The sequence below is a fragment of the Pantoea eucrina genome, from assembly GCF_001691555.1.
In the GTDB taxonomy this organism is placed as follows: Bacteria; Pseudomonadota; Gammaproteobacteria; order Enterobacterales; family Enterobacteriaceae; genus Pantoea; species Pantoea borealis.
Window position 1 is genome coordinate 74706 of the sequence record NZ_MAYN01000008.1, and the last position, 13795, is coordinate 88500.

At 55.9% G+C, this 13795-nt stretch carries 14 protein-coding genes; 4 read left to right on the forward strand and 10 right to left on the reverse strand.

The annotated features are described in order from the left end of the window. Positions 1 to 75: 75 nt before the first annotated feature. Together BBA90_RS06425 and BBA90_RS06430 are read left to right on the forward strand one after the other, a co-directional pair. Entirely contained in the window at positions 76 to 1065 is a 990-nt protein-coding gene (locus tag BBA90_RS06425; protein ID WP_065648440.1) for a sulfate ABC transporter substrate-binding protein, read from the forward strand. 129 nt (positions 1066 to 1194) lie between these two features. After that, a complete protein-coding gene (locus BBA90_RS06430) occupies positions 1195 to 1953 on the forward strand; it encodes a CDP-diacylglycerol diphosphatase (RefSeq protein WP_065650418.1) in 759 nt (252 codons plus the stop codon). Positions 1954 to 2008: 55 nt separating this feature from the next. Here the strand turns inward: BBA90_RS06430 and tpiA are convergent, their stop codons facing one another. The 3 genes from tpiA to fpr form a co-directional block, all read right to left on the reverse strand. Then, complete coding sequence (gene tpiA, locus BBA90_RS06435) at positions 2009 to 2776, reverse strand: triose-phosphate isomerase (RefSeq protein ID WP_065648441.1); 768 nt, start codon at positions 2774 to 2776, stop codon at positions 2009 to 2011. A 121-nt stretch (positions 2777 to 2897) separates the two neighbouring features. After that, positions 2898 to 3485 (reverse strand): YiiQ family protein, encoded by a 588-nt coding sequence (locus tag BBA90_RS06440; protein ID WP_065648442.1) that lies wholly within the window; start codon positions 3483 to 3485, stop codon positions 2898 to 2900. A 104-nt stretch (positions 3486 to 3589) separates the two neighbouring features. Next, the gene (fpr, locus tag BBA90_RS06445) at positions 3590 to 4336 is read right to left on the reverse strand and encodes a ferredoxin--NADP(+) reductase (protein WP_065648443.1); all 747 of its coding nucleotides are present in this window, start codon (positions 4334 to 4336) and stop codon (positions 3590 to 3592) included. 286 nt (positions 4337 to 4622) lie between these two features. On the opposite strand from fpr, the gene emrD reads away from it, so the two are divergent. Continuing rightward, positions 4623 to 5819: a multidrug efflux MFS transporter EmrD gene (gene emrD / locus BBA90_RS06450; RefSeq protein ID WP_065648444.1), complete on the forward strand. Its 1197-nt coding sequence runs from the start codon at positions 4623 to 4625 to the stop codon at positions 5817 to 5819. Here the strand turns inward: emrD and glpX are convergent. From glpX to BBA90_RS06465, 3 genes are all read right to left on the reverse strand, one after another. Beyond that, a complete protein-coding gene (glpX, locus tag BBA90_RS06455; protein WP_065648445.1) occupies positions 5809 to 6819 on the reverse strand; it encodes a class II fructose-bisphosphatase in 1011 nt (336 codons plus the stop codon). The genes emrD and glpX overlap by 11 nt on opposite strands. Before the next feature lie 97 nt (positions 6820 to 6916). Then, the gene (gene glpK, locus BBA90_RS06460; protein ID WP_065648446.1) at positions 6917 to 8428 is read right to left on the reverse strand and encodes a glycerol kinase GlpK; all 1512 of its coding nucleotides are present in this window, start codon (positions 8426 to 8428) and stop codon (positions 6917 to 6919) included. 29 nt (positions 8429 to 8457) lie between these two features. Then, positions 8458 to 9306 carry an MIP/aquaporin family protein gene (locus tag BBA90_RS06465; RefSeq protein WP_039381201.1) on the reverse strand — a complete coding sequence of 283 codons (849 nt, stop codon included), beginning with the start codon at positions 9304 to 9306 and terminating at the stop codon, positions 8458 to 8460. A gap of 407 nt (positions 9307 to 9713) precedes the next feature. On the opposite strand from BBA90_RS06465, the gene zapB reads away from it, so the two are divergent. Then, positions 9714 to 9953, forward strand: a complete 240-nt coding sequence (gene zapB, locus BBA90_RS06470) for a cell division protein ZapB (RefSeq protein ID WP_065648447.1) — start codon at positions 9714 to 9716, stop codon at positions 9951 to 9953. Positions 9954 to 10004: 51 nt separating this feature from the next. Here zapB and rraA read toward each other — a convergent pair whose 3' ends face one another. The 4 genes from rraA to ftsN form a co-directional block, all read right to left on the reverse strand. Continuing rightward, entirely contained in the window at positions 10005 to 10490 is a 486-nt protein-coding gene (rraA, locus tag BBA90_RS06475) for a ribonuclease E activity regulator RraA (RefSeq protein WP_065648448.1), read from the reverse strand. A gap of 155 nt (positions 10491 to 10645) precedes the next feature. Beyond that, positions 10646 to 11980: an HslU--HslV peptidase ATPase subunit gene (gene hslU / locus BBA90_RS06480; RefSeq protein ID WP_065648449.1), complete on the reverse strand. Its 1335-nt coding sequence runs from the start codon at positions 11978 to 11980 to the stop codon at positions 10646 to 10648. A gap of 11 nt (positions 11981 to 11991) precedes the next feature. Continuing rightward, positions 11992 to 12522, reverse strand: a complete 531-nt coding sequence (gene hslV, locus BBA90_RS06485) for an ATP-dependent protease subunit HslV (protein ID WP_071668633.1) — start codon at positions 12520 to 12522, stop codon at positions 11992 to 11994. 175 nt (positions 12523 to 12697) lie between these two features. Beyond that, positions 12698 to 13636, reverse strand: coding sequence for a cell division protein FtsN (ftsN, locus tag BBA90_RS06490; protein WP_065648450.1), 939 nt, complete (start codon positions 13634 to 13636; stop codon positions 12698 to 12700). Positions 13637 to 13795 lie beyond the last annotated feature (159 nt).

Here is a 13795-nt window from a genome sequence, read left to right on the forward strand (position 1 = left end):
GCTTATTTTTAATTCTTTAATCCACTGTTCGCTTTGTGTCACTCTTGCGGCATAACCTACGCGGGAGAGCAGGCAATGAATAAGTGGAGTATTGGCATCACCTTGTTACTGGCATCGTCTGGTGCGCTGGCAAAGGATTATCAGCTGTTAAACGTCTCATACGATCCTACCCGCGAACTCTACGAACAATATAACAAAGCCTTCAGCGCCCACTATAAGCAGGAGACCGGCGACAATGTGGTGATCCGTCAGTCGCACGGCGGCTCAGGCAAGCAGGCGACCTCCGTCATCAACGGTATTCGTGCCGATGTGGTTACGCTGGCGCTGCAGTCTGATGTGGATGCGATTGCTGAGCGCGGCCGTATCGACAAAAACTGGATCAAACGCCTGCCGGAAAACTCTGCGCCCTATACCTCCACCATTGTGTTTCTGGTACGCAAAGGCAATCCCAAAAACATTCACGACTGGTCAGATCTGACTAAGCCTGGCGTATCGGTGATCACGCCAAACCCGAAAACTTCCGGTGGCGCGCGCTGGAACTATCTGGCGGCATGGGGCTGGGCGCTGGATCAGAATCAGGGCGATCAGGCTAAAGCACTCGCCTATGTAAAAGCGTTGTTTAAAAACGTTGAGGTGCAGGATTCCGGCGCGCGTGGCGCAACCAATACGTTCGTTGAACGCGGAATTGGTGACGTGCTGATTGCCTGGGAAAACGAAGCGTATCTGGCAGTCGAAAAACTGGGTAAAGATAAGTTTGAAATCGTGACGCCAGCCGAATCCATTCTCGCAGAGCCTACGGTTTCCGTAGTGGATAAAGTGGTCGACGCGCAGGGTACACGCAGCGTGGCAGAAGCCTATCTGAAATATCTCTACTCTCCGGAAGGCCAGACTATCGCGGCGCAGAACTTCTATCGTCCGCGTGATGCAGAGGTCGCGAAGAAGTTTGCCAGCACCTTTGCACCGGTAAAACTCTTCACCGTGGATGAGAAATTTGGCGGCTGGAGTAAAGCGCAGAAAGATCACTTTGCCGACGGTGGCAGCTACGATCAGGTCATGAAACCGTAAACGCAGTATTATTGCGCCAACACGGTCAGCCATGTGCTGGCCGTTTTACATTATGGTGTCGGGAAAAGCCGTGACAACGCACATTGTTCACGGCAGGATGCGCGGAAATGCATGGCTGAGACAATAATGATGCGGGGACGAAACCGGCTACTGAAGTGGCTTACGCTATGCCTGATGCTGTTGATTGCCGGATTGCTGGTAACAGCATACCGGCTGCATAAAAACGCCGATGCGCTCTGGCAGATTGTCAGTGAACAGTGCGTACCGGGTATGCGTCACCAGCGCAATCCGGCACCCTGCCAGCAGGTTAATCTGACCCAGGGCTATGTCACGCTCAAAGATATTCACGGTCCGCTGCAATATCTGCTGATCCCGACAACCAAGATTGCCGGTATGGAAAGCCCCGCTCTTCTGCAGCCCGCCACGCCCGATTTTTTTGCTGCCGCCTGGCAGCAGCGCAGCCTGCTGGCGCAGCGATGGGGCAGATCTGTAAACGATCGGGCACTGTCGCTGGCGGTCAATGCACAGTATGGCCGTACGCAGAATCAGCTGCATATTCATATTTCGTGCCTGCGACCCGACGTGCGTCAGCAGCTTGACGATGAGGCTCTGCGCCTCAGTGAGCGCTGGCAGCACATCACGCTGCGCCAGCATCCCTATCTGGTCCGTACGCTCTCTGCCGCACAGCTGGCGCAGCAGAGCACGTTTATGCGTCTGGCCAGCGAGGTGCCGGGGGCGCGCGGCGAAATGGGTCGCTACGGTATGGCGCTGGCTGCGCTGCCGGACGGAAGGCTGGTGCTGCTGGCGCTGCAGCGTAACTGGCTGCGTCTGAATCCGGGGGCGGCAGAGATGCTGCAGGATCACACCTGCCGGCTGCTCTCTCCCTGAGTCAGCGGCGATAAAAAAGGCGACCCGCGGGTCGCCTTATACAAAACAGACAGACTTATGCCTGTTTTGCCTGTGCCGCCGCTTTCACGATTACGGCGAAGGCGTCTGCTTTCAGCGACGCGCCGCCAACCAGCGCTCCGTCAATATCGGGCTGGGTAAAAAGTTCAGCCGCATTTTTGTCGTTTACTGAGCCGCCATACTGAATAATGACCTGCTCTGCGACAGCGGCATCTTTCTTCGCAATATGGTCACGAATAAATTTGTGCACCGCCTGTGCCTGCGCTGGTGTGGCAGACTTGCCGGTACCGATAGCCCAGACCGGCTCATAGGCGATGACTGCGCCTTCAAACGCCGCTGCGCCCTGAGTTTCCAGCACGGCATCCAGCTGACGTGCGCACACTTCTTCTGTTTTGCCTGCTTCATTTTCCGCTTCGGTTTCACCAATGCAGAGTACCGGCACCAGGCCTGCCTCTTTCAGCACCGCAAACTTCTTCGCAATAAATTCGTCGCTCTCTTTGTGGTAAGTACGACGTTCAGAGTGACCGATAATGATGTACTTCGCGCCAATATCTTTCAGCATCTCTGCGGAGGTTTCACCGGTGAATGCACCTGAAAGGTTAACATCGACGTTCTGCGCACCCAGCGCAATGTGGCTACCGGAGATCGCATGTTTTGCCTGATCCAGATAAATTGCCGGTGGGGCAATCGCTACACCACAGCCATCCACGCCCGAGAGCGCGGTACGCAGACCTTCAATCAGCTCGCCAGTCATCTGCTTGCTGCCATTCAGTTTCCAGTTACCCATAACCAGTGGATGTCGCATTCGTTCCTCCGCATTACGCGATTCATGAAATAGCGCTGCCGTCATGGCAGCGATGTCTGCCAGACAGTATAGAGATCAAAAAGGGCGCTGGCTTTGCTTTTCGTCATTTCCGCCTGTGATATCAGGGAGCAGGCAGCGTGAGCTTAATCGGCTCCACGGCAAACGTCAGGCCTTTGTCGCCATTGTCAGCCACCACAAAACGCAGCGCACCCTCTGTGCGGCTAAAATAGCGCGCGCCTTTACCGGCGCTCAGTAATGCGTCCAGCTTCTGGCGTCCCTCTTCGGGTGAGAGTCCCGGCACGAAATAGCGCAGCAGTGCGCGCATATAATTTATCGCCTGCTGCTGAGCCAGCTTCATTTCCGGACCCGGCACCGGCAGCCAGGTGATCTGCAGCGTTTTAATCTTTCCGGTACCCTGTTCCAGCGCGGTGGAAGAGTAGAGGGTTTCGCTGATTTTGCTGGCTGCGCGCGTCAGGTGACTTTTATCATCGCGATTATCTATTGCACGGTATTCCGGCAGCGGCAGTGCGGGATTAGCTGCGTTATAGCTTTCACGAAACTGCGCGATCGTCATATCAAACGCAGGCGCGCCTGTCAGCAGATAAGGTGCCACCGGCAGATGCGCACTGCGATCGGGTGGCGTCTCGTCTGCCCAGGCAGGAGATGACAGCGCGCAGCTAAGCAGCAGCGCGGCTGGCAGTGTCTTCATTGCATCGGCCCTGAATCATTCACTTAGGGCACGATTAAAACGGTTTTTACCGCTGAAAGTCAAAACCCGCGCGGTGAAAAGCGTGGCGGGATGTTACGGCAACCTTACCAGTAGTGTTCGCTGGTCATGTGGCCCGGTTTGCGTTTGAAATGTTTGCGCATGCCGCGACTCTCTTTCAGCAGCTGCTGGGTATCACGTACCATCTGCGGATTACCACACAGCATAACGTGGCTGCTCTCTACGTCGAGCGGCAGCCCCACGGCACGCTCCAGCTCACCGCTTTCAATCAGCTGTGGCACCCGGCCCTGTAGTGACCCCGGGCTGCTTTCACGGCTGACCACGGTCTGAATATGCAGCTTATCTGCATAACGCTGCTGCAGCGACTGCATCAGCGGCAAAAAGCTGAGATCGCTGGCATAGCGCGCAGCGTGAACCAGTACAATATGGTCAAAACGCGCCAGGTCTTCACCCTGCTGTAAAATCGACAGGTAAGGCCCGATGGCGGTGCCGGTCGCCAGCATCCACAGGGTACGACAGTCAGGGATCTCATCCAGGGTAAAAAAGCCGGACGCCTCTTTGGTCAGCATCACTTGCTCGCCCGGCTGCAGTGCCTGCAGACGCGGGCTGAGTTTACCTTCCGGTACAGTGACCAGATAAAACTCCAGCAGCGGATCGTCGGGGGCGTTGACGTAGGAGTAAGCGCGCTGCACGCGCTCGCCCTCAATTTCCAGCGCCAGTTTGGCAAACTGCCCGGCGGTAAACCGATCGATAGGGGCAGTAACGCGCAGGCTGAACAGCGCGTCGGCCCAGTTTTTTACCTCTTTTACTTCTGCATTAATCCACTCGGCCATAGGTGCTCCTGTTGAATTCTCCCGGTTATCGCTATCTTTACCAGCCTGCTCCGTGCTTGTCAGCCCGGCTGAGGCGAAAGCGCTCTTTGCGACAAAACCGCCGCACAGATCACTACCTGTAGCAGCCTGTTTACAGTCTGGTACAGGAGGTTGACGGCTGGCAACCCGCCTTCCTGCGGCTCAGCTCTCGATTTGCCCGGTAATCCTGATATTTTTGCCGCCATTACTGCCGGCAAACCTTGTGTGCTGCCGGCGCACTCTTTTTTTCAGGCTGATACCGTGTTCCATGCAGATCGATAAAACTCAAAACCGTTTTCTGTTATTCATGCTGATTGTGCTGGTGGCCGTAGGTCAGATGGCACAAACCATTTATGTGCCTGCTATGGCCGTGATGGCGGAAGCGCTGAACGTGCGCAGCGGCGCAATGCAGCAGGTCATGGCTGCTTATCTGATTACTTATGGCGGATCGCAGCTGATCTATGGCCCGCTCTCTGACAGCGTAGGACGTCGCCCGGTGATCCTCACCGGTATGACGATCTTTGCCTGCGGCGCGCTGATCGCGCTGTTTGCCTCATCGCTGCAGATGCTGGTGCTGGGCAGCGCTATCCAGGGACTCGGCACCGGCGTTGCCGGCGTTATGGCACGCACGATGCCGCGCGATCTGTATGCCGGAACCGCGCTGCGGCGGGCTAACAGCCTGCTGAACATGGGCATTCTGGTGAGTCCGCTGCTGGCACCGGTGATAGGGGCGCTGCTGACCCGGCTGATTGGCTGGCACGCCTGCTTCGCCTTTTTGCTGCTGCTGTGCCTGGGCGTCACGGCATCCATGGCCCGCTGGCTGCCGGAAACCCGGCCGAATGATGCCCCGGCTACGCCTTTTCTGCGCCGCTACGCCACGCTGCTCAGCGACGGCAATTTTATCCGCTATTTGCTGCTGCTGGTGGGTGCACTGGCGGGCATTGCCGTCTTTGAAGCGAGCTGCGGTGTGCTGATGGGGGGCGTACTGGGACTGGATGGCCTGACCGTCAGCATTCTGTTTATTCTGCCCATTCCGGCCGCCTTTTTTGGTGCCTGGTTTGCCGGCCGGGAAGAGACATCCTGGCATACGCTGATGTGGTATGGAGTCAACAGCTGCCTGCTGGCTGGCCTGCTGATGTGGATCCCGTCGTGGTTTGGTGTAATGAATATCTGGACGCTGCTGGTGCCCGCGGCGCTGTTTTTCTTCGGGGCTGGCATGCTGTTCCCGCTGGCGACATCGGGTGCCATGGAGCCTTACGCGTGGCTGGCGGGCAGTGCAGGGGCGCTGATTGGCGGCCTGCAGAACCTGGGATCGGGCGTGGTTGCGTGGCTCTCTGCGCTGCTGCCACAGCACGATCAGTCCAGCCTGGGCCTGCTGATGTTTGTCACATCGCTGGTGATGCTGCTGTGCTGGTGGCCGCTCTCACGTCATCCCGAGAGCGGCAAGCAGACGGTTACAGGATAAACGGGTGCAGCGCCGTATCCTTGCGGTCCAGATAGTGGATCGACTGGATGCGGCGAATGGTACGCGACTTGCCGCGTACCAGCAGCGTCTCACTGGTGGCGATATTGCCGTTACAGGTAATGCCCTTCAGCAGATCGCCGCTGGTGATGCCGGTGGCGGCGAAAATCACGTTGTCGTTTCGTGCCATCTCATTCAGCGTTAACACACAGCCTGCAGCGATTCCCATTTCTGCGCAGCGCCGCAGCTCCTGTTCACCCAGCCGGCGATTCTCTTCGCTCTCGCCTTTAACCTCATGACGCGCCAGCAGACGTGCCTGCATGTCACCATCCATTGCGCGGATCACGGCTGCTGAGACCACGCCTTCAGGCGCACCGCCGATGCCATACAGCACATCCACTTCACTGTCAGGCATACAGGTCAGGATCGACGCCGCTACATCGCCATCGGGAAAAGCAAACACGCGCACGCCCAGCGTCTGCAGCTGCGCAATAACGGTGTCATGCCGCGGCTTCGCCAGGATCGATACCGTTAGCTGAGTAAGCGGCTTACCGAGCGCAATAGCGATGTTTTTAAGGTTGGTCTCCAGCGGCAGGTTAAGGTCGATAGCGCCACGCGCCCCTGGCCCGACAATCAGTTTTTCCATGTACATATCAGGTGCGTGCAGAAAGCTGCCTTTGTCGCCAACTGCCAGCACCGCCAGCGCGTTGGCCTGACCCAGGGCGGTCATGCGTGTGCCTTCAATCGGATCAACCGCGATGTCCACGGCATCGCCCTGGCCGGTGCCGACCTGTTCACCGATATAGAGCATAGGCGCTTCATCAATTTCGCCTTCACCAATGACGATGCGGCCATCGATGTTGATGGTATTGAGCATAATGCGCATGGCATTAACGGCTGCGCCGTCGGCCGCATTTTTATCACCACGTCCTAACCAGCGATAGCCAGCCAGCGCTGCCGCCTCAGTGACGCGGGAAAATTCAATTGCGAGTTCTCGTTTCATGGTCTGCACCTGACAGAAAAACAGGCAGGCAGTGTAGCACAGCGGGAAAAGCGGGAGAGGGAGAAACCCGCGGCATGAACCGCGGGCAGGGGGCTATTTATGCTTCATCTTCCCAGGCTTTGGCACGCGCGACCGCTTTCTGCCAGCCCGCGTAACGCAGGTTGCGTTCAGTGGTTTCGATGCCAGGACGGAATTCGCGTTCCACAACGGCTTTGGCACGCACCTCGTCCAGATCGTTCCAGAAGCCAACCGCCAGGCCTGCCAGATAGGCCGCACCCAGCGCCGTGACTTCACGCACTTCCGGGCGTTCAACGCGCGTGCCGAGGATGTCGGACTGGAACTGCATCAGGAAGTTGTTCGCGACAGCGCCGCCATCCACGCGCAGCGACTGCAGCCGGGTACCGGCGTCGTTCTGCATCGCTTCCAGCACGTCACGTGTCTGATAGGCGATCGACTCCAGCGTAGCGCGGATAATGTGGTTGGCATTGGCACCGCGGGTCAGGCCGAAGATGGCACCACGGGCATACGGATCCCAGTACGGGGCGCCCAGCCCGGTAAACGCCGGCACCATATAGACACCGTTAGTGTCTTTAACTTTCAGCGCAAAATATTCTGAATCGGTAGAGTCGTTGATCAGCTTCATTTCGTCGCGCAGCCACTGAATCGAGGCGCCGCCGATAAATACGGCACCTTCCAGCGCATAGTTCACTTCGCCGCGCGGGCCACAGGCGATAGTGGTCAGCAGGCCGTGGGTAGAGGTGACCGCTTCAGTACCGGTATTCATCAGCATAAAGCAGCCGGTACCGTAGGTATTTTTCGCCATGCCCGGCTGTACGCAGAGCTGACCATAGAGGGCCGCCTGCTGGTCACCGGCAATGCCGGCAATCGGAATACGCGTGCCGCCTTTACCGCCGATATTGGTCTGACCGTAAATCTCAGAAGAGCCCTTAACTTCCGGCAGCATTTCGCGCGGAATGTCGAGGATCTCCAGCATGCGTGCATCCCACTCCAGCTTGTGAATGTTATACATCATGGTACGCGAGGCGTTGGTATGGTCAGTGACATGCACACGGCCCTGCGTCATCTTCCAGATAAGCCAGGTATCTACCGTGCCGAACAGCAGCTCGCCGCGTTTTGCACGCTCGCGTGCGCCTTCCACGTGATCGAGGATCCATTTTACTTTGGTGCCGGAGAAGTAAGGGTTAATGACCAGACCTGTGGTGTGCTGGATATACTCTTCCAGCCCCTCTTTCTTCAGCTTGTTACAGTAGTCAGCGGTACGTGGATCCTGCCAGACAATGGCATTGTAGATAGGTTTGCCGGTCTCTTTATCCCAGACAATAGCGGTTTCACGCTGGTTAGTGATACCGATAGCGGCGATCTGATCGGAGTTAATGTCAGCGTGTGCCAGCACTTCCACCAGCGTTGAGCTCTGTGAAGCCCAGATATCCATCGGGTCATGCTCAACCCAGCCCGCTTTCGGGTAGATCTGCGTAAACTCACGCTGTGAAACAGCAACGATGTTGGCGTCATGGTCGAGTACGACGGCACGGGAGCTGGTGGTACCCTGATCGAGCGCGACGATATATTTTTTATCTGGCGTAGTCATAATAATGTCCTGATGATTAAGAGTGAAACTTACGCTTTACGCTGTTCAGCGCGCGCTACAGGTTTTTCTGTTTTGCTGGTTTCTGCGATGTTTACCGGCAGGTGGCGACCAATCAGCGCACGATAGCTAAAGGCACCCAGACATGCACCCACCAGCGGACCAAACACAGGCACCAGGAAGTAAGGAATATCTTTGCCGCCGGTGAAGGCTACGTCACCCCAGCCAGCGATAAAGGCAAACAGTTTAGGTCCAAAGTCACGTGCCGGGTTGAGCGCAAAGCCGGTCAGGGGACCCATTGAACCACCGATAATAGCAACCAGCAGGCCAATCAGCAGCGGCGCCAGCGGGCCACGCGGTACGCCATTGCCATCGTCAGTCAGCGCCATGATAACCGCCATCAGTACGGCTGTGATCACCATCTCTACCAGAAACGCCTGACCGACCGTGATGTGCGGATTAGGATAAGTAGAGAAGATACCCGCCAGGTCGAGGCTCTGCACGCTGCCACGCACCATTTGATGGCTCGCTTCATAATCGAAAAACAGATTGTAATAAAGGCCGTATACCAGTGCAGCGGCACAGAAGGCGCCGGCAACCTGCGCCAGAATGTAAGGTAAAACTTTACGCCCTTCAAAATTAGCAAACAGGCAGAGCGCCACGGTGACCGCCGGATTGAGATGCGCGCCGGAAACGCCCGCACTCAGATACACCGCCATCGAAACGGCCAGACCCCAGATGATACAGATTTCCCACTGACCGAATGCCGCACCAGCAAGCTTGAGCGCAGCCACACAGCCTGCGCCAAAAAAGATAATCAAACCGGTGCCGAGAAACTCGGCGATACATTGACCTTTGAGTGTGTTCGTTGTCTGACTCATAATGGAATTCCTGAAGCGAGGTTAAATGTTATCAGTTTTTGTTCTCAATCCCTGAGTCGCCCAGCGCTAATGTAGGGTTGATGTGAATTTATCGTTAACGAACATAAACGAGAAATAGCGAAATTGAATTCTGTGTACTGCGTCATAAAAATGCGCGTTTTCGCGTCTTTTACCTTTCTTTAAGGCTAATTAACCCGTCAGTTAACGCGCTTAACCCAGCCAGGCAGACCGCGGGTCTATTTTTTAAGCATTACCTGAAAAGTGTTACAGACTGACCGCCAGGATCCCGTGCCGCTGGACTTGCCGGGTTTGGCTACATACAATCGGGTCAACATGGCTGCGTGCGTCTTTATTCAGGCACCTGCAGCTTCATCAACGCCTTGCGAGTTTTAGGAGAGGTCAGAACGATGTCATTTGAAGTATTTGAGAAACTGGAAGCGAAAGTACAGCAGGCGATTGATACCATCACGCTGCTGCAAATGGAAATTGAAGAGCTGAAAGAGCAGAACAGTACGCTGAAAAACGAAGTAAGCCAGGCTTCCGGCAACCAGGACGCGCTGGCGCGTGAAAATCAGCATCTGAAAGAAGAGCAGCATGTCTGGCAGGAACGTCTGCGGGCACTGCTGGGAAAAATGGAAGAGGTTTAAGCACCTGCGCTTAAACCTGCGGGTGCTCAGGCACCCGTTTTTGTTTGCGGTTTACTCAATATCCAGCGCATCTTCTGACAGAATAATGCCCGTATTGTCCGCGTAGAGATGATCGCCGGAGAAAAAGGTTACGCCGCCGAAGTTGACGCGTACGTCACTTTCACCAATGCCTTCACCTGCAGCACCCGCGGGGATGGCGGCAATTGCCTGAATGCCAATTTCCAGCTCCTCCAGTTCATCAACCTGCCGTACCGAGCCGTAAATCACCAGGCCTTCCCACTCGTTTTGCGCCGCGAGCCGGGCCAGCTGAGCATCCACCAGTGCACGACGTACCGAACCGCCGCCATCGACCAGTAGCACCCGTCCGCGCCCGTTCTCTTCCAGCAGATCGTAAAGCAGGCCATTGTCTTCAAAACATTTGACTGTGGTTATCTGCCCACCAAATGAGGTGCGTCCACCGAAGTTGGAAAAAAGTGGTTCAACCACATTCACTTCTTCATGGTAGATGTCACAGAGTTCAGATGTATCGTATTTCATAAGGATGCCGTCTGTTTGCCACAGGAAAGGTAAGTATATCGCTATCTGAAGATTGTTGGCAAAATCATCACCGGGAAAAAGCAGCGCCGCATCAATATCCTGCGCAAAAAAATGCCCGGCGCAATGGCCGGGCAGCGGGGGCGGTCAGAATGGTGTTACAGGATGAAGCGGCTGAGATCTTCGTCTGCGACCAGCACATCCAGATGCTTGCCAACATACTCTGCGTCGATGGTAATCGACTCACCGTGGCGATCGCTGGCGTCATAGGAGATATCTTCCATCAGACGCTCCAGCACGGTATGCAGACGGCGTGCACCAATGTTTTCAGTGGTTTCGTTAACCTGCCAGGCTGCTTCAGCAATCCGGCGGATACCGTCTTCGGTAAAGTCCACGTTGACGCCTTCGGTACCCATCAGCGCTTTATACTGCACGGTGACGGACGCGTTAGGTTCAGTAAGGATACGCTCGAAGTCGTTCACGGTCAGCGCCTGCAGTTCAACGCGAATCGGCAGACGACCCTGCAGCTCCGGGATCAGATCGGACGGGCTGGCCACCTGGAATGCGCCGGAAGCGATAAACAGGATATGGTCGGTTTTAACCATGCCGTGCTTGGTAGAGACGGTGCAGCCCTCTACCAGCGGCAGCAGATCGCGCTGCACACCTTCACGTGATACGTCCGGGCCAGAAGACTGACCGCCGCGCTTACAGATTTTATCGATCTCATCGATAAACACGATACCGTGCTGCTCTACCGCATCAATCGCATCCTGCTTCAGCTCTTCCGGATTAACCAGCTTTGCCGCTTCTTCTTCAATCAGCAGCTTCATGGCATCTTTGATTTTCAGCTTGCGCGGCTTCTGTTTCTGACCGCCCAGGTTCTGGAACATGGACTGCAGCTGGCTGGTCATCTCTTCCATGCCCGGCGGTGCCATGATCTCTACGCCAGCCGGTGCAGCAGCCAGATCGATCTCAATCTCTTTATCATCCAGCTGGCCTTCACGCAGTTTTTTGCGGAAAGACTGGCGCGCGGCTGATGGCTCAGCATTCTGCTCTGGCTGACCCCAGTTATTTTTAGCTGGCGGGATCAGTGCGTCAAGAATGCGCTCCTCTGCCATCTCTTCAGCGCGATACTTATTTTTTTCAATCGCCTGACTGCGCACCATTTTAATGGCGGAATCAGTCAGATCGCGGATGATGGAGTCCACTTCTTTACCGACATAGCCGACTTCAGTAAATTTTGTCGCTTCAACCTTGATAAACGGCGCGTTGGCCAGCTTCGCCAGGCGACGCGCAATTTCGGTTTTACCGACACCGGTCGGGCCGATCATCAGAATATTTTTCGGGGTGACTTCATGACGCAGCTCTTCGTCAAGCTGCATGCGGCGCCAGCGATTACGCAGCGCAATGGCAACCGCTTTTTTAGCGCCGTCCTGGCCGATGATAAAGCGATTAAGCTCGCTGACAATCTCGCGTGGAGTCATCTCAGACATGGTTTTGGTCCTTACGCCTTAGACGGTAATTCTTCGTAGTTGATATTATGGTTAGTGTAGATACAGATATCGCCGGCGATGTTCAGCGCTTTCTCAACAATATCGTGTGCACCAATGTCGGTATTTTCCAGCAGCGCACGGGCCGCTGCCTGGGCGTAGGGGCCGCCGGAGCCAATAGCGATTAAATCGTTTTCCGGCTGAATAACATCGCCGTTACCGCTGATGATCAGCGAAGAGTTCTCATCCGCTACCGCCAGCAACGCTTCAAGACGGCGCAGCATGCGATCGGTGCGCCAGTCTTTTGCCAGCTCAACTGCGGCTTTAACCAGATGGCCCTGATGCATTTCCAGCTTACGCTCAAACAGTTCAAACAGGGTAAAGGCGTCGGCAGTGCCGCCCGCAAAGCCCGCAATCACTTTATCGTTGTAAAGACGACGCACTTTTTTGACGTTGCCTTTCATTACGGTGTTGCCGAGCGTTGCCTGGCCATCACCACCAATAACGACCCGGCCGTTGCGTCGTACACTTACTATTGTTGTCACGGGCAGACCCCTTGTTGCAGTTGAAAAAAGACACCACGCACCCGGCGCGGCGTATCATGCAAACAGATATGGGGTGGGTTAAGAAGGTTTCAACCCCTCAGGAAGATGGGGTTTATCTTAATTCGGCTGCGCCTGCTCCCGGTGGCATCAGACGCCGGGAGCAGGGCTGGTACTATCAGGGCAGGGCTAGCGGAATGCAGCTGCCGTGACCGGCGCTGTGCAGCCGCTTCACGGTACTGTCAGCTTTACTGCGATCTTTAAACGGACCAATCACCACACGATTCCAGCCGCCGCCGGTGGTGATACGGCTTTCAAAACCTTCGAAAGCGAGACCGGCGCGCACCGACTCCGCCTGATCGCTGCCTTTAAAGGAGCCACACTGCACCATCCAGCGTTGTGAAGAGGCTTTCTCTTCCGGCTTCACTTTGGTGGCTTCTGGTTTTGCCTGCTGTACCGGTGCCGGTCGGTCAGCCTGCTGCTGTTGCTGTTGCTGTTGCTGTTGCTGACGCTGCTGAGCCTGCAACTGCTGCTGACGCTGCTGCTGTAACTGTTGCTGACGTTGCTGTTGTTGCTGCTGCCGCTGCTGTACCTGCTGCTGCTGTGCCTGCATCTGCTGCTGACGTTGCTGCTGCTGCACCTGCTGACGCTGTAATGTCTGCTGCCGCTGGGCTGGCGTCTGCTCATTCCACGGCACCTCGTTCAGCTGAGTAGGCTGCTGACGCATATCCGCCTGCATCTGCTCCAGCAGCTGACGCTGTTCATCAGTCAGCTGCGTCTGCGACTGCACTTCACCGCCAGCAGAAGGCTCAGTCGGTGAGGGAACCGTGATCTGCCGGTTTTCCAGCTCCTTGATGTATTTCCAGCGCTCTTCCGGCTTGGGCGGCAGGCCGTTACCATTGACTTTGTGATTCGGAATAACCGGCGTCTCTTCTTTTTTATGGTGCGCGATGAACCATAAGCCACCGGCAAAAGCGACCAGTACTGCCGCAGCGAGTACCACCATCACTTTCGATATACCCGAGCCGCCTTTGCTTTTTTTGCTGCTGCGGCCGGCGGGTTTTTTGCGACGCGTCCCTGTTGAACGCCCGCGGCCTACATAATCTCTTTGTGCCACTTTCGTCCTGATACCTTCAAAATGCCTGCGGGCGTAGGCCCTGAACAGTGTGAGTTGCAACCAGCCTGGCTGCAGCTTGAAAAATGACGGGTGTAAATGAGGTGTAAACCGCCCGGCAATGAATGCGCCATGTTACTCAAGGGTGCGAACTTTGACCAG